We start from the raw sequence: 15135 nt of genomic DNA on the forward strand, positions 1-15135 counted from the left end.
ACAACGAAGTCAGTCATCCTTCTTCTGACTCAACGACTTCTATTTCCTCATCGGTCAACCCGTAGAGATCATAGACGATTTCGTCGATGAGTCGGTCAGTCTTTACGATCTTCTCGTCCAACTCTTCGGCACGCTCTTTTGTTTTAATATACCTCCGGAGATCGTCAACGACCTCGTCGGGGTCAGGGAGTGTGATGACCTTCAGCCGGTCAATTAGCGAGTTGGTCTTCGTGGCATTGTCTCGGAAGCCTGCAAAGCCGTCGGCCTCCTCAACTGCGACAGGGACGAACGCTCCAACCAGCGTGGCCTCCTCCTCGCTGAGGTCGGTTAGTGCGAACGCTTCCTTGTAGTCGGTTTCCGTGTATCCCCACTGATCTGTGTCGTGTTCATTCTCGTTCTCGGGCTTGTATCGGGCCGTTGCGTAGATGGTAACGCGGCGACCGTCACGTTCGGTTTTCACATCGCCGATACGAAGGTTCTCATAGTCTTCGGTGGTGGCGTTAAGGATGCTGGAGTTAGTAGGCTGAAAGAGCCCGATATCGGGAAGAGTAGGGCCATCAGTGTAGTTGCCCAGGTAGTCGAGGAGATCGAGGTTGAGATCTCGAAGTGAGTCATAATCTGATTCGATACTCTGTGCTAAGAAGGACAAAACATCGTGCTTAGTTCGGTCTGTTTGTTGGCGGAGGTGATCGACGAATTGTTTCAGTGAGGTATCCGAATTGATATACTCCATATACTCTGAGTTAATGTTGTAGTCATCAGACTCCGAAGAAGTCAAATCAAGATCTTTTATTGGGAGTTTTCGTAGATGAGACGGTTTGACTTCATATTCGTCAAATACCCAATTGAAGTACGAATCAAGCAACTCCGAGTTCAGGAGTGCTAAAATATAACCTAAGTCATAGTTCACTTCGTCATTCAATACAACGTTTGATACACGATTTAGGTTATAATACTGTTCGCGGTCAAGAGTTGCAACCAATTTCCGAGCAAGCCCCCGTCGGGTTCTCTGAAGTAGAATTTTGTCATCTGTAAAAATATACTCAGGAGGAAGTGTACGGGCTTTATCGCCATACTCTTCAATTAACTCGGGATCATAACATATCCACTCGCCACTCCATTCTAGGTGATATCGATCAATATCCCTGCCCGAAACCATCCGATGATACCGATCATCTTCTTTTTCGTCACTCACCATCACATCGCGTATATACCCCGTATTTATTCCTACAGTCACATATGCCAATTTTTCCAGCAGAATTTCGCTTTCCATTTTGTCGACAATATTTCGGCGTTCAGGCGAAATTGAAATATTGAAAATTTTATTTTCTGAGGACTCAAATTCGGATTGATGAATGTCGTATTCTTGGTTCGGAGATTGTAGGTCCTGTCCATCTTCGTTGAACCGAATCCGAGTATCCGTGGGTTCACCACCCACTTCTAGTGTCTGGATTACGCTTTCAAGAGTTACACCATCAAACACCCCCTGACCAAGATAGTATATTTCCTTTATTGATGAGCTGTTTAGAATATATTCGCGGAACCTCTCCATCTTATCGGCAGATAGATAGGTGTTTGGAATTATATACGAGGTCCTTTTGCCATCTTTTGCCAACTTAATCGCCTTCTCAGTGAAATAGATGTAGTTCTCATAATTATACTGATGTGAATCATACACTGAAGAGAGGTAGTCTTTCTCAGCATCACTCGGAATCTCTCGGTATCCATATGGGGGATTACCAATAACGGCATCAAACCCTGCGTCAGCTGATCGTTCACCCGCTTCTCCATAGTAAGCGACCGGGAACTCAAGCTCCCAGTGGAAGAACTTCTCCTCTTCGGCTATCGCCTGAGCGCTCTCAAACCAGTCTTGCTTTTTGATTTCTTCCCACGTATCGTCCCGGAGTGCCTCGGCCATCCGTTTGTAGGCGTCCTCTGGGATATCCACCCCGAACGCTTCAGCAGTGTGGACATTCGCCATTGCCAACAGGCGCTGATATAACGGATCGTCCTTGACGTCCTCGAAGGCCGCCTCCATCTCCTTAACGTCCGCTAGGGATTCGTTGTCGATAGAGAGCAAGTCTTGAAAACGATCCATCACGTGCTCCAGAGCCTGCTGACGCGTGCGTGCGAACGACTGCTGGAGGGTAAGCTGTCCGTCCTCAGTCCCAGACTCGCCGTTGTCGAGCACATCCTCGATGTCGCTCCCGATGAGCGAGTTGCCCGTCTTCAGATGGTGGTCGAGGAATGCAAGTGGCTGTTCAGCGGCGAGGGTACGGAGCCACAGCGACACCTTTGCTAATTCCACCGCGAGCGGGTTTAGATCGACACCGTAGATACAACGCTGGGCGACCTGCCGGCGCGCCCAGTTGATGTCACGTGACTGGTCGATAGACTCAATTCCTTGCTGTTCAGCCTGTCGCTCTTGTGCGTTGATAATCTCACGGGCGAGGTAATCAATCGCGTTCGTCAGGAAATGTCCGCTCCCCATCGCTGGGTCAAGGATTTTCAACTCGAACACCCGTTCTGCGAAATCCTCGGCAAACTGGCCTCCACCCTCCTTCCCCCAAGGATCACTAGCTAACAGGTCCTGGTAGATATCGTCGACGAGTGGTCCAAGCGTCTCCTCGACGATGTACTCAACGACGTACTCCGGCGTGTAGTACGACCCCGTCGCTTTCCGTTCGCCAGAGCCAGTCGAAAGGTGGACTTCACCCTCCTCGACGATCACCTCGTCACCCTCGTCGGCAGGGACGTACTCACCGTCCTCCAGTGCGAGCGGTTCGTCAGCGACGTCGAGCTGATACTCGAGAAGTCCCTCGTAGATGCTCCCCAGGTGGCGGACGTCCAGCGACGAGTAGTCGACGAAAATCTTCCCGCCGCCGTTGCCGTTCTGACTCCGGGTGAGCAGTTCGATTACTTCAGCGAGATAGGCATCGCCCACCTGGTGGTTCGCGAGGAACCGGGCTTCGACGCTATCGTCCTCGTCCGGGTCAGTTCTGAACAATCCGCCGTTGTACGCCGGGATGTAGAGGTCCTCCTCCGGGATACCGCGCGACTTGCTCCCCTGGTCGATGAGTTTGAACAGCTCGTCCAGTCGGTCCCAGAGGTTGTCTTGCCAGTCACGATACTTCGGGTTCGAACTGTCGAGTTCTTCAGCGACGTCCTGCTTGAGTGTATTCAGACTGTAGGATTCCTCGTAGATCTCGTTGTTCGTGTCGAGCAGGTCACGACCCTCACTCTCTGCGTAGAGCACGAAGATGAGCCGGTAGAGGTAGATGAGCGAACTGTCGTGAATGAGGCCGAGATCGTCCTCGGAGAGGTCGTTGTCCGGGTACTGCATGAATCCCTCCGAGAGCACCTTGATCGCCTCGTAGATGTTGTCCTGGAGGTCCTCTCCCAACTCCTGGGCGAAGACGTTGGACTCGTCGTAGACTTCGTCGAGGAAGCACTCGTCGCTGGAGTCTTCGAGGAATGCGCCGTGCCTGAAGAAGAGGTAGAAGTATTTGAAGTCCTCAAGATCGCCCTTTTCGAGAACGGTCGGTAGGTCGATCTCGTAGTAGGAGTCCAGGCGGTGGCTCGTCGGGCCGTAATAGAGCCGCCACTTCTTCCCGTCGGTGAGGACGGCCCACCGCGCCGGCGTCTCCTGCAGGTAGACGTGAATCTGGTAGCTTGGGTTTTCGAAGTCCCGTTCGTGTTCCCCACTCCCACGGGTGTCGAGTGGCCGACCCCAGCGCTTGGCGTCCGCGACGGCGACGGCGTCCTTGTAGAAATCGCCACCTTCCTCGCGGCGCTCGAACGCACCGCGTGCGGCGTCCTCGGTCTCGAAGAAGCCATAGTCGGGACGGCGCTGGGTCCGGCTGGTACTCTCTTCGACCTCGAAGGGGATACCCAGTTTCCGGAACATCGGCCGGATAAACTTCTCCTCGAGCTGGGACTCGTTACGCTTGGGAGCCGTACCCTTCTCGCGCTCCCACAGGTCCATGATGTCCGCTTTCGCCTCGCGGAGGTCCTCGTCGCTAAGCTCGTCCCACGCCTCGGTTTCGGGGAGGTGCTCGTCCAGGTAGTAGTTCGAGAACAGGTCGCGATTCGTCCGGTAGGTGAGTGCCGTTTGCATACGTTATAGTGGAGTGACGATGAGGAACTGGTCCGTGTCCTTGCTGTCGATGATAGCGTGAGCGACGTCCTTCGTATCGGCAACGTCGACGTCGACATCGTCGCCGATCCCGGCTTCAAGCATTTCGAGCTCAGAACCCGAGATGTTCACCCGCCCGGAGTTGCCTGAATTCCGGGCGATTGTTTTTCGAGTCATTCGCGATGCTTTGCCCAACTGACCGCCATTATATAGTCTTTACTTAGACTATTCCGTCTCGGTTGATACGATTACCAGCATCGAAGTCACGTCAAGCAGGCCGGAGATCACGCCAGCGCACGTCGACAGTTTCGCCATCATCCAATTCAACGCGAAAGAGATACCCCTCCCGTTCATCATCGGTCACAGCTCCCGCATCGTCTGAGATGATATTGACGACAGTGCCACGACAGCTGTGAAGACGATCATGGTCCGGATCAGTCTCATCCGGAATATCGATTCGAACGCGGTCCCCAGTGTCGAATCGTTTCGTCATCAGGACTCCGAAGGTTGTGTACAAGAAATGAGTATGGATGTATAAATGGGCCGGTGAAGGGATAGCAGACTTATATAAAACAAGCACGCAACAAAATCGGATATGGAAACCAAGCGGATCGCTGAGGTCGTAGAAAATATCAATTACTCATATCTCTTGCCCGCGATTCAGCGCGAATTCGTCTGGGAAACCAGCGATATCGTCGATCTATTCGATTCACTCTTGAGAGACTATCCAATCGGAGCGCTCCTCCAGTGGAATCTCTCCGCTGAGGAAGCCCAAGCTCAGCCCAAATATCGCGTCGTCACCCACTACGTCGACGAACCGAACTTCCCCCAGTCACTCACGACCCCAACCCATCGAAACCCTCCCCACAATTCTGAAGATCCACTCCCCTCACCGGTGAAGCTGGTTCTCGACGGCCAGCAGCGGCTGACCGCGCTCAATATCGGCCTCACCGGCTCATTCTACGAGCGGAAACACAATCATCCCCGAAACAAGGCCAGTTCGTGGGTCCAGAAGCGCCTCTATCTCAACCTCCTCTCGGACCCGCAGACAGCGGACTCGGAACTCGGCAATAAGTACGATTTCTCCTTCCGATCCGAGCAGTCGGCGACTGCGAATGCCTATTGGTATCCGGTCAACCGGATTATGTCCATCTCGGACAACGACGATTTCTATGCAGAACGCCAGGAAATCGAGAGTGAGATTCAAGAGCTGATCGGAGAACACCCGGAGATAGAGAATGCGGATAGTCTGATTCTCAACGCCCAGCGCAATTTCGAGGACCTCTATCGAGCGGTCCACAAGGACGAGAAGCTCCACTTCTTCACCGAAGACGAGAACGACATCACCCGTGTCCGCGACGTCTTCGTTCGGATCAATCAAGGAGGTGTGACGCCGAATCGGGCCGAAATCCTCCTCTCCTTGATGACCAGCAGCTGGCAACAGGAGCCGCCGGAAATCAACGCCCGTGACGAGGTTCACTCGATGGTCGACGAACTGAACGGGATCATCGACGGTGGGAACGCTCCTTTTGCTACGAAGCACGTCCAGAAGGTACTGCTCGCGATCAACGGCAACGAGATCCAGTATCGGTTCGACAACTACACACTCGACTTGCTGCGGAATCTGAAGGAGATCTGGCTTTCAGATACGTTCCCGAACACGATGGAGCAACTCGCGGAGCTCCTGAACAGCTACTATCCAACGGTGACCTACATCCTCAGTCCCGCCCTCTACACACCTATCGCCTACTACCTCTACCAGAACGAGAACCCCTCGCTTGATTCTACCTCTATCAAGGGTCGCGGCCGGCGCCGGGACATTCTCTACTACATCTGTGCGGCTCGACTCAACGGGTTTACTAGCCAATCATCGAACCAGATCGCCGAACTCGTCCGGGACGTTATCCGAGAAGAAGAGAGCTCGGAGTTCCCACTTGAGCGGATCAGTGATGAAGTGGCGTCCAGTTACGGGACCTCTCTCCGTTTCACCGAAGAAAAGCTGACCACGCTTTTCGAGGAACTCCAATACGGCAAGCGCGACATCGAGTTCCTCCTCCAGCTGTCGCACTATCCCGATGAACCGGCCCGGGGCAAGGACTACGATATCGACCACATTATCCCGAAGTCAGTCCTCCCGGAGGAGGCAGATGCCGACCGAGTGGGGAACCTCCAGCTGCTGATTGACAAGACGAACAAGATGAAATCCGATGACGACTTCGAGGACTGGATGAACTCCCGAACGGACGACTACAAGCAGACTCACCATATCCCAGAGGGCGCCAAGGAGATGACCTTTGAGGAATTCGTTGATGCTCGGGAGCAGCTCATTATGGAGCACATCCTCGAACACCAACCATTTTAAATATGCTTTATTCTGCATCCAAGTCTCGTGCGTCGAGATCGCCGTTGAGGTACTGTTCACCCTCACTGGTGATATCGTAGACACCGTTGCCTAAGTGGACGAGAAGTCCGTAGGTGACGAGTGTTTTGCACCGGGCGTTGATGTGTTGGCGAGAAAAGCGAACGCGGTCGCTATCTGCCATTTTCTTCGGGGTATCAGGTCCCTCCTCAGAGAGATGTTCTAGAATCCGATCATCAGCTCGAGACATCCAGTCCGCATCAAAGCGCATAATCGCTTGTGGTTGCGCCGGTGCTATCCCAAACGCGCTAAGTCAAGCAGAAAAGCGACGAGATTCTGCAGTTGACTCACAACCTTTTAAATTGCTTCCATCCTAAGCGTAGAGCATACCGATGCATTCCCCACCACCAGACAGTCCGGACCGAACGAGTGACCGCCTCGTTGAAATTATTGAGACACTGGAAACGCGTGGGATCGAAGACGACGACTATAATTTACAGGATTGGGTGGACGTCGATGCACTATTACAGCTCCTCACCTCATCAAAGGGAGACGTCTCGGTTCGGTTTACTGTTCAGAACGTAGAACTCATCACGACACCCGACGACATTCGAGTACCGGCCGAGGGTTCTTCGAACCCAGACGAATCATAGAACACCCAGCATCGGAAGCCATAGAAGTACGTACCCCCTCCCACACCTAGAGTGAGAAATGACGGCCAGTTTCCAAATCATACGAATTAAGGATCTCTTTCCGATTATTGACGGCAGATGAGAGGTTTGTATCGTCCGATACGGAGGTGGTCGATTGCCTTCTCCGGACTTCTACTTTTCATCTGTACGCTTGGCTGGGTCCTTATCGATGGAGACGATGCCGTAGTCGACTTTCTCGAAGTAGCACTACCAGCCACAATCGGGATTTGTTTGCTTATCGGCGGGATTTGGCTCGAACGAACTCACCAAGAGTCCCGAATCAGTCAACTGGCACTCTGGACAGGTGGTGGGGCGATCACTGGTGTTGCGGTTATTATCTGGTTCATTTTCGTTATCTCGCTCGAACATAATCCAGCCGCTGAGCCGGGGCAACTCGCCCTCAATGGAGCAGGGATTTTCATGGCAGCAGGCATCCTCCTGGGCTACTACGCAACTGGTTTACAGCAGCGCGAACGGGAGCTGGCGCGGTCTGAGGCACGGTTCCGAGCATTGACGGAGAACTCGTCGTTGGGCGTCGTGACTATCGACGAGACGAGCACAATACGGTATGCGAACGACGCTGTCAACGAACTCTTCGGATATGAACAGTCAGCAATAGTTGGCGAACCACTAACGAAGCTAATGCCCGAGGAGTTGCGGGAATCGCATCAGAATGGGCTGGCCAAATATCTCTCAGGGGGGGAACAAACGTTCGACTGGAACGGACTCGAGGCACACGGCCTTCGCGCCGACGGAGAGGAATTCCCGATCGAGATTAGCTTCGGGGAGTATCCTATTGACGGGGATCATCTCTTTACGGGGATCATTCAGGACGTCTCAGATCGGAAAGTGGCAGAGCAACAACTCCGTAATCACACCTCGAAGGTGACACAGCTCCACGAGCTCGCTACCGAAATCACTAGAGCGGACTCGACGACAGCGATACGTCAACACGCTGCTGACGGCGCAGTCAAGTTATTCGATGCTGATGTCGCCCACCTCGCAGTAGTAGAAGGTGACCAACTGGTTCCGGTCACCAGTTCAAACCCTGGTAGTGTAGATGGTTATGACCCGGTACCAACCTCCTTCGGATACGCCGGGGAGAGTTACCAATCGAACACGGTTGTCCGGGTCGACGACCTCGGGGAGACTCGGGGGGTTACGGCGTCGCCAATCCGCGATGGTGGAGTACACCCCGAACCACAGGTCAGCAACGACCCTCGCGCATTGTTGAGTATTCCGCTCGGAGAATATGGTGTACTACAGGTGTTTTCGTTTGAGGCGAACGCGTTCGCCGAGCGCGACGAGGAAGTCGCGGAGATGTTATCGACTCACGTCGTGACAGCTCTCGAGCGACTGTCCGCAGAGGCGACGATTCGGCGAGAGCGTGACCGGCTGGAGGAATTTGCCGGTATCCTTTCGCACGATCTCCGGAATCCGTTGAACGTCGCCCGAGGACGGCTCGAATTCATCGATAGCACCGATAACAGTGAACACTTCGACGCCATCGAGCGTGCGTTAGACCGTATGGAACGCCTCATCAAAGATATGCTCACACTCGCTCGACAGGGAGAAGCAGTCGGCGAGACAGAGACGATCTCCCTCAATACTCTTGCTAAACAGGCTTGGCGAAACGTTGATACGGACACTGCGACACTCAAAGTCGAGACGGATCTGCGTCTCAACGCTGATCGCAGTCGCCTTCTCCAAATGTTCGAGAACCTCTATCGAAACGCGATCGACCACGGCGGCGAGGCCGTCACGATTCGTGTTGGAAGCCTTGAGATTGGTGATGGCTTCTTTATCGAAGACACCGGACCAGGGATTTCGACATCCGATCGCGAAGATGTATTCGAGAGCGGGTACACAACAAACCAAGACGGGACGGGTTTCGGGCTCGCGATCGTCAGCCGAATTATGGAGGCCCACGGTTGGTCGATCGAGGTCACCGATGGCACAGACGGGGGCGCTCGTTTCGAAATTCGGACGTGAAATCCGCTACACAACCACGCTGAAATAGGCGGGTCAGCAGGATCGTACGTTGTGTCGCTCACTGTCGATTCCGTCGAAGTAGTACTGGACTCCGTCACCCAATTTTGAGAGCTTAATTATTTGATGAATGAGAATTAATCACACAATGGGATGGTGCGCTACTGCACGAACCCAGATTGTCGTCGATACGACCGCCCGCTCCCCCGCGACGCTGGTCCCTGCCCGGACTGTGGCACCGCAGAACTGCGGATTGATGTGGATATCCCCCTCCACGTCTGTTCAGCCTGTGGCACCGCAAATGCCGGGGCGACAGGAGATTGCTGGTCGTGTGGAGCTTCACTCGACGACCAGGTTCGCAAACTCTGACCAAACACAGACGTACAGATCAGTCGGGTCATCACCCACGGCCCGGTAATTACTAACAAGTTTCCAGCATTATACGCAATTGATGACGGACTGGCGATGGGTGACTGATACTGGCGCGGTGGGCGAAATTCCCGTCAGAGTCCTTCCAAATCAACAGGCCGAGTTCCTTGATCTTGATTTCTTAGAGGCCGTTCAAGAGGTCCAAATTAGATATGAACAGGCGGTCGAGACACGAATTGCTCCAGGCGACATATGTATCATTACCGCCAGAATTAGTGATGTCAACACCGAGACGGAGCCAACGATAATCACGGTTGAAGTGCTGGACGCCGAGTTCATCCAGCAAGATGAGGAGAATCGCACCGAGATTGATGAAATGATGGAGCATCTTGATGAAGCACGTCAGCGACGGCGGGAACAACGGGCCAACGAAACCTGTGACAATTGTGCTTCAATTGAGAGCGACACCCGATTGTCTGTGGAGCGAAAGCAAGGGGGACGCGATCTACATTACTGCGCACAGTGTGGTCGGTTGCTCTCTACCGAAGAGTATCAAGAGTGGATAGAGATTCACGATTAGCTCGAATTGAGAAATCCGTTAGTGACAACGGCGACTCATCGGCGGTCAGATTGATCCCGAGACCCTCCTCGGCTTCAAGCACGTAGTCAACATCTTCTTCCAGCATCCCTACCAGCGTTTTTCGACCCCTCGAGAAGTAGAGGACAGAACAACCGATGATCGACACGGATAGCCCACATTCGTTCGAGCAGTTCCGCGACCAATTCGAAGATGAGTGCGTCCTCACCGCGCTTGATCGAGCAGACTCTTCAGAGGGGGAGACCTTGGAGGTTCTCTTCCTCGATGATGAGTCTGGCCGTATCTACCGCGTCCTCAACGCAACTCGTGGCGCACCTGACTCAGGCTGGTTCGTCATCGCCCTCGCAGGACCGAACCCTCAAGACGGTTTCGAGCGCCAGCGTCGCATCCACGACTCCGACACCCACCGAGTCCTCACCACCCAGGTCAAGAAGAACGACCAAGAAACGGGAGCTCGATCTGCAGAACCTTGCTCCGAAACACCCGAATAGTGTTCTCGACTTACAGAACGCCCTCAAGAGCATCGTCAGCCAGCACAAGCATAGATTAGCGATCAGAGACGTGGGCGTTTTTCACTCCCCTGCCAGCAGGTGGAGGAATCGCATCGTGAGTTCACACTCCACCGCATCGGCCAGAGACGCATCCAACTCGTCCCCAACGCTGCCTCAGAGTACTGACCGACGTGACGAACGCGCTCGTATCGAAACGATGGATGTCGCGCTCCTCAAGCAGGGCGGCATCTACTCAGTAACCGGCGAGTCCGGGGAGACCTACACTGTCGACCTCATCGACGAAACGTGTACTTGTCCGGATTACCAAGATCGCGATCCAGAGGGCGGCTGTAAGCACGTCCGACGTGTCGCTATCGAAGTTGAAGAAGAGACGGTCCCCCGCCCCGACGGGAAACTCCCGTCATCGGCACTCACCACATCAATCCAAGAGGACGACGACAACGACGTCCGTGAGGACGCTGACTACCAGCAGGCAGAAGCCGCCATCATCGACGCCATCCAAGACCGCGAGGAAGAAATCGCCCGGCTTCAGTCAGAGATTGAGGCGCTCGAATTCGTCACCGACACGCTCGAGGCCATCCGCAAACTTGACGAGGACTTTAGTCTCGACGCGATTCGAGACCAGCGGTAGATCACCTACAGCTCCACACCTATGAATTCGTCCACTCACCACGATCGAACGGTAACCATCGACGTGCAGATTCCCCTTGGTGCAACAGAGGACCTCGACGAATCAATTCCAGCCGACATCTACCCCGACTGGCTTCAAGAACGCCTCAATGAAGCGCTCTCCGATCTCTCTGCCACCCCTGACCATCCCGGTGTTCTCGGGGTCGACGTCGACGCCATCACGGTAACCGAAGTCACGAGGCACGAATCGGGCCCCGCTTACTGCCGAGTTTAGCGATATCTAGTTTTATATAATGGCTCTGGTGAATCGCTGCACTGCAGCAGGATAGGTCGTCAAATCAAAGGAGGTGAAGCGGGAAACCCGCGGTGGTTATGTCGAAGATTTCCCGCTTGACATCGAAAGCGGTCACGTTAGCTAAAAATGGTGTTGGTGGCCGAGGCGAAGTCGCCGCCCCCGAAGGGCGGCTTCGCCGACTACGCTCTTGTATCGCTCCACTGTCTACGGGTTTACCTCGATGAGTCGTACCGCAACGCTCTCGATCTGCTGAGCGAAATGCCGCATATTCTCGCCGAGATCGGCCTCGAAGAGGGCGATCTCCCTGACCACTCGACGTTAGTAAAGGCGTTTGATAGCTTCGAGATGAAGATCTGGCGAGTGCTGCTGCGCCTGTCGGCGCAGCTGCACGACCTCTCGGGTCACGCCGCCATCGACGCGACGTTCTTCGACCGCGAAAACGCCAGCAAGCACTACTGCCGCCGGATGAATTATCGCGTTCAAACACTCAAAGCGACCGCTCTCGTCGATACAGTATCTCAAGCTGTCCTTGACGTTCACTGTACGACCGAGAAAACACACGACACACAGCTCGGCTGGCAGGTCGCCTCCCGCAACGCAGGCGACCTGACCAGCCTCGCCGCTGACAAGGGATACGATTGGATGGATTTACGCGAAAAACTGCGTGAAGAAGACGTGAGAACGCTGATTAAGCATCGCATCTTCCGGCCCATCGACCACGCGCATAACGCGCGGGTCGATGGGCCTCGCTACCGCCAGCGATCGATGTGTGAGACCGTCTTCTCGTCGATCAAGCGCACGCACGGCGATGCCGTGCGTGCGCGGACGTGGTACCGTGAATTTCGTGAACTCGTCTTGAAATGTGTCGTTCACAACATCAAGCGAGCAGTGTAACCGTGAAATCAAGCGCTGTCTGGCGATTCACCAGAGCCTATATAATTGACCTCAGGAAATAGGTTAGTAGAAATCAGAGAGTCAATGTAGGTCGCATTAACCAGCAATAATTATTTGAATCTCATAATAAAAACAAACTCAAAGAAAGACTTATATATGAATTTGGCTTTTTTTCTTTATGGCTGAGCATTCAGCACGCATTACTAATGTTAGTAATGTTGGAAAATCCACTATTGCGCTCACCCTCAAGACGGATGAGTCGATTGAGGCTCTTCCTGGTCAGTTCGTGCTTCTCCAAGCTGAAATAGACGGAGAAGAGGAAACAGGTTACTACACGATTTCCTCACCAACTGTTGATTCTTCGTTTGAAGTTACCGTCGGTGTTGACTCTGAGAGCAAGTTTTCCACATGGCTCGCAGAACGGGAAACTGGAGATACAATCCAAATTAAAGGACCCTTTGGGAAGATCGCTTACGATGATGAGGGAGATGTTGTTACTATCGCGGGTGGTCCCGGAATTGGTCCAGCTGTTGCTATTGCCGAACGTGCTACGGAAAATAATCATAGCGCTACTGTCATATATCAAGACGATACTCCAGCACATAAGAAACGTCTGAACTCACTATCAGACCGTGGCCAAACTGTCCGAATATTCCACCACGATGAAGAATCACTGAAGACAGCTATCGGAGAACATAGGTCATCAGGTACTATTTATATATTCGGCTTTTCCGACTTCTGTAACAAAGCAAAACGCATCCTAGAGTCCGTTGGTGGTGACCCAGAAGGGGCACACGTCGAGAGTTTCGGCTAACTGGAGTCCTACGAAATGGATTCCAAACCGTAGATACTGGGACCACAATCTATTCATCCGTCGATTGTTATACCTCAACGATGTAGACGTCAGTTCTAAGACAGGAAAGGGTTTTCGTACCCGATCAATCGTCCTCGGCCACGCGGTCGGGAATGACGTCCCAATCCACACCTTCCTTGGCGAGTCGGATAGATTGGTTGTATACCGACCTCGCTTCGAGGGTGGCGTCGTACAGCGAAACATATAATTAAAATCTACAACTTTATAGAGTCACCAACATAGGGTAAATACTATTTTAATTTATAAGTATGCCGCAGTAACGTGATCACTCTCAAGCAGACCTGCGCCGGTATCCTCTTCGACGATACGACCATTTTCAAGTAGATATGCACGGTCTGCCATAGCTAGCGCCTCGTTAACGTGCTGTTCAACGAGTAAAACAGTCACATCTTCACTTATCTCTTGAATCTTTTCAAACACACGCTCTGTAATCTGTGGCGCTAACCCCTCTGAAGGTTCGTCAAGGGCTAAAATACGAGGCTGAGCCATCAAACCACGACCCAAAGCTAGCATCTGTTGCTGTCCACCACTCATTGAACTAGCACGCTGGTCAGCGCGCTCCTCCAAGATGGGAAAGAGTTCGTAAACCTCGTTTAATGTATTTTCCAGTTCATCTCTCTGAGTGTAAGCACCCATCTCAAGATTCTCTCTCACCGTCATTTCGCCGAAAAGGTTCCGTTTTTCAGAGACGTGAACGAACCCTTGCTTTACAATATCTGAGGGGGTGAGCGAATTTATATTCTCACCCCACAGTGAAACATCACCATCATCTATGGGATGGAGTCCAGATATTACATCTAGTAACGTAGATTTGCCAGCACCATTTGGTCCGACAATCGCTACGACATTATCCTCCTCTGAAACATACATCGAGAGGTCCCAGAGCACCTGAATATTTCCATATGAGACGTCAATTTCGTCTACTTCAATCATTAGTTGGCTCCCAAATATGCTTCAATGACCCTCTCATCGGTTTTGATTTCTTTCGGTGTGCCATCCGCAATCTTCTGGCCACTATTCAGGACAATAATCCGATCAGCGACACTCATAATAGCATCTGTAATATGCTCAACCCAAAAAACTGCTATACTTCTTTCGTCACGTATTCGACGAATTATATTGGTTAGGTCTTCTACCTCTCCCGGTGTAAGACCACTTGCGATTTCATCAAGTAAGAGGAGCTGTGGATCTGAGGCTAGTGCCCGAGCAAGCTCAAGTTGTTTTTGTTGAGCCACTGGGAGAACACCAGCACTCATATCCGCTTTACCATCTAGGCCAACAAACTCTAGTGCCTCCTGAGCTTTCTCTTCTGCCTTCGAGCGATCAAGTGACTTCTCATCCCCAAAAAATGCTCCTGCAACAGCATTCTCCAATACGGTCATTCCCTTGAATACGCGCACAATCTGAAATGTTCTAATTACTCCTTCACGAGCAATTTGGTGAGTATCTGATCCAATCAGGTTTGTTCCATCAAAAGTGATTTTACCGCCTGGCTCTGGTTGATAAATTCCTGTAATTGTGTTAAATAAGGTAGTTTTTCCTGCACCATTTGGCCCGATGAGACCAACGATTTCAGAGTCATTAATTTCAAAGTTAACATTATCGACAGCTGTTAGACCGCCGAACTTCTTGCTGACATTCGACACCTCCAACATCGATAAGTCATATAGTGAATGATTCATATATTAATCTTCGCTCTTGTGAAGTACATTGTTGGTGAGTCAGAGAACTGCTCGGACAATCTCTTTGAGTGCTTCTCTACCCGGTTTGCGGAGGATTCGTCGCCGA

At 52.4% G+C, this 15135-nt stretch carries 13 protein-coding genes and 1 pseudogene; 8 read left to right on the forward strand and 6 right to left on the reverse strand.

The genetic code is table 11. The annotated features are described in order from the left end of the window. Nucleotides 1–13 precede the first annotated feature (13 nt). The 3 genes from BLU74_RS19430 to BLU74_RS18035 all read right to left on the reverse strand — a co-directional run bounded on the left by BLU74_RS19430 (nt 14) and on the right by BLU74_RS18035 (nt 4628). Nucleotides 14–4117, reverse strand: a complete 4104-nt coding sequence (locus BLU74_RS19430; RefSeq protein WP_089769867.1) for an Eco57I restriction-modification methylase domain-containing protein — start codon at nt 4115–4117, stop codon at nt 14–16. A 3-nt stretch (nt 4118–4120) separates the two neighbouring features. Beyond that, nucleotides 4121–4312 carry a hypothetical protein gene (locus tag BLU74_RS18030; protein ID WP_049908457.1) on the reverse strand — a complete coding sequence of 64 codons (192 nt, stop codon included), beginning with the start codon at nt 4310–4312 and terminating at the stop codon, nt 4121–4123. A gap of 91 nt (nt 4313–4403) precedes the next feature. Beyond that, nucleotides 4404–4628: a DUF8139 family protein gene (locus BLU74_RS18035; protein WP_089769869.1), complete on the reverse strand. Its 225-nt coding sequence runs from the start codon at nt 4626–4628 to the stop codon at nt 4404–4406. A 102-nt stretch (nt 4629–4730) separates the two neighbouring features. On the opposite strand from BLU74_RS18035, the gene BLU74_RS18040 reads away from it, so the two are divergent. Further along, nucleotides 4731–6497 (forward strand): DUF262 domain-containing protein, encoded by a 1767-nt coding sequence (locus BLU74_RS18040; RefSeq protein ID WP_089769871.1) that lies wholly within the window; start codon nt 4731–4733, stop codon nt 6495–6497. Between the two features lie 7 nt (nt 6498–6504). On the opposite strand, the gene BLU74_RS18045 is transcribed toward BLU74_RS18040, so the two are convergent. Beyond that, nucleotides 6505–6765: a winged helix-turn-helix domain-containing protein gene (locus BLU74_RS18045; RefSeq protein ID WP_089769872.1), complete on the reverse strand. Its 261-nt coding sequence runs from the start codon at nt 6763–6765 to the stop codon at nt 6505–6507. Nucleotides 6766–7606: 841 nt separating this feature from the next. Between BLU74_RS18045 and BLU74_RS18055 the strand changes: the two genes are divergently transcribed. From BLU74_RS18055 to BLU74_RS18085, 7 genes and pseudogenes are all read left to right on the forward strand, one after another. After that, on the forward strand, nt 7607–9178 hold the full coding sequence (locus BLU74_RS18055; protein ID WP_175454704.1) for a PAS domain S-box protein: 1572 nt from the start codon (nt 7607–7609) through the stop codon (nt 9176–9178). Between the two features lie 466 nt (nt 9179–9644). Beyond that, complete coding sequence (locus tag BLU74_RS18060; RefSeq protein WP_175454705.1) at nt 9645–10124, forward strand: hypothetical protein; 480 nt, start codon at nt 9645–9647, stop codon at nt 10122–10124. A gap of 155 nt (nt 10125–10279) precedes the next feature. Further along, a complete protein-coding gene (locus tag BLU74_RS18065) occupies nt 10280–10633 on the forward strand; it encodes a hypothetical protein (protein ID WP_089769880.1) in 354 nt (117 codons plus the stop codon). A gap of 217 nt (nt 10634–10850) precedes the next feature. Next, complete coding sequence (locus tag BLU74_RS18070; RefSeq protein WP_089769882.1) at nt 10851–11285, forward strand: SWIM zinc finger family protein; 435 nt, start codon at nt 10851–10853, stop codon at nt 11283–11285. Between the two features lie 21 nt (nt 11286–11306). Continuing rightward, nucleotides 11307–11558: a hypothetical protein gene (locus tag BLU74_RS18075; protein ID WP_089769884.1), complete on the forward strand. Its 252-nt coding sequence runs from the start codon at nt 11307–11309 to the stop codon at nt 11556–11558. Between the two features lie 98 nt (nt 11559–11656). After that, nucleotides 11657–12473, forward strand: a pseudogene (locus BLU74_RS18080) (IS5 family transposase). Nucleotides 12474–12651: 178 nt separating this feature from the next. Beyond that, nucleotides 12652–13287: an FAD-dependent oxidoreductase gene (locus tag BLU74_RS18085; protein ID WP_089769886.1), complete on the forward strand. Its 636-nt coding sequence runs from the start codon at nt 12652–12654 to the stop codon at nt 13285–13287. A 300-nt stretch (nt 13288–13587) separates the two neighbouring features. Here the strand turns inward: BLU74_RS18085 and BLU74_RS18090 are convergent, their stop codons facing one another. Continuing rightward, nucleotides 13588–14280 carry an ABC transporter ATP-binding protein gene (locus tag BLU74_RS18090; protein WP_089769888.1) on the reverse strand — a complete coding sequence of 231 codons (693 nt, stop codon included), beginning with the start codon at nt 14278–14280 and terminating at the stop codon, nt 13588–13590. Further along, nucleotides 14280–15002 carry an ABC transporter ATP-binding protein gene (locus BLU74_RS18095; protein WP_089769896.1) on the reverse strand — a complete coding sequence of 241 codons (723 nt, stop codon included), beginning with the start codon at nt 15000–15002 and terminating at the stop codon, nt 14280–14282. The genes BLU74_RS18090 and BLU74_RS18095 overlap by 1 nt, the downstream gene beginning before the upstream one ends. Nucleotides 15003–15135: the final 133 nt, after the last annotated feature.

The sequence above is a fragment of the Halobellus clavatus genome (assembly GCF_900107195.1).
GTDB classification, from domain to species: domain Archaea; phylum Halobacteriota; class Halobacteria; order Halobacteriales; family Haloferacaceae; genus Haloquadratum; species Haloquadratum clavatum.

Coding starts and splice junctions, on each gene's coding strand:
- BLU74_RS19430 (WP_089769867.1), bottom strand. CDS start 4,117: ATGCAAACGGCACTCACCTACCGGACGAATCGCGACCTGTTCTCGAAC.
- BLU74_RS18030 (WP_049908457.1), bottom strand. CDS start 4,312: ATGACTCGAAAAACAATCGCCCGGAATTCAGGCAACTCCGGGCGGGTG.
- BLU74_RS18035 (WP_089769869.1), bottom strand. CDS start 4,628: ATGACGAAACGATTCGACACTGGGGACCGCGTTCGAATCGATATTCCG.
- BLU74_RS18040 (WP_089769871.1), top strand. CDS start 4,731: ATGGAAACCAAGCGGATCGCTGAGGTCGTAGAAAATATCAATTACTCA.
- BLU74_RS18045 (WP_089769872.1), bottom strand. CDS start 6,765: ATGCGCTTTGATGCGGACTGGATGTCTCGAGCTGATGATCGGATTCTA.
- BLU74_RS18055 (WP_175454704.1), top strand. CDS start 7,607: ATGGCAGCAGGCATCCTCCTGGGCTACTACGCAACTGGTTTACAGCAG.
- BLU74_RS18065 (WP_089769880.1), top strand. CDS start 10,280: ATGATCGACACGGATAGCCCACATTCGTTCGAGCAGTTCCGCGACCAA.
- BLU74_RS18070 (WP_089769882.1), top strand. CDS start 10,851: ATGGATGTCGCGCTCCTCAAGCAGGGCGGCATCTACTCAGTAACCGGC.
- BLU74_RS18075 (WP_089769884.1), top strand. CDS start 11,307: ATGAATTCGTCCACTCACCACGATCGAACGGTAACCATCGACGTGCAG.
- BLU74_RS18085 (WP_089769886.1), top strand. CDS start 12,652: ATGGCTGAGCATTCAGCACGCATTACTAATGTTAGTAATGTTGGAAAA.
- BLU74_RS18090 (WP_089769888.1), bottom strand. CDS start 14,280: ATGATTGAAGTAGACGAAATTGACGTCTCATATGGAAATATTCAGGTG.
- BLU74_RS18095 (WP_089769896.1), bottom strand. CDS start 15,002: ATGTTGGAGGTGTCGAATGTCAGCAAGAAGTTCGGCGGTCTAACAGCT.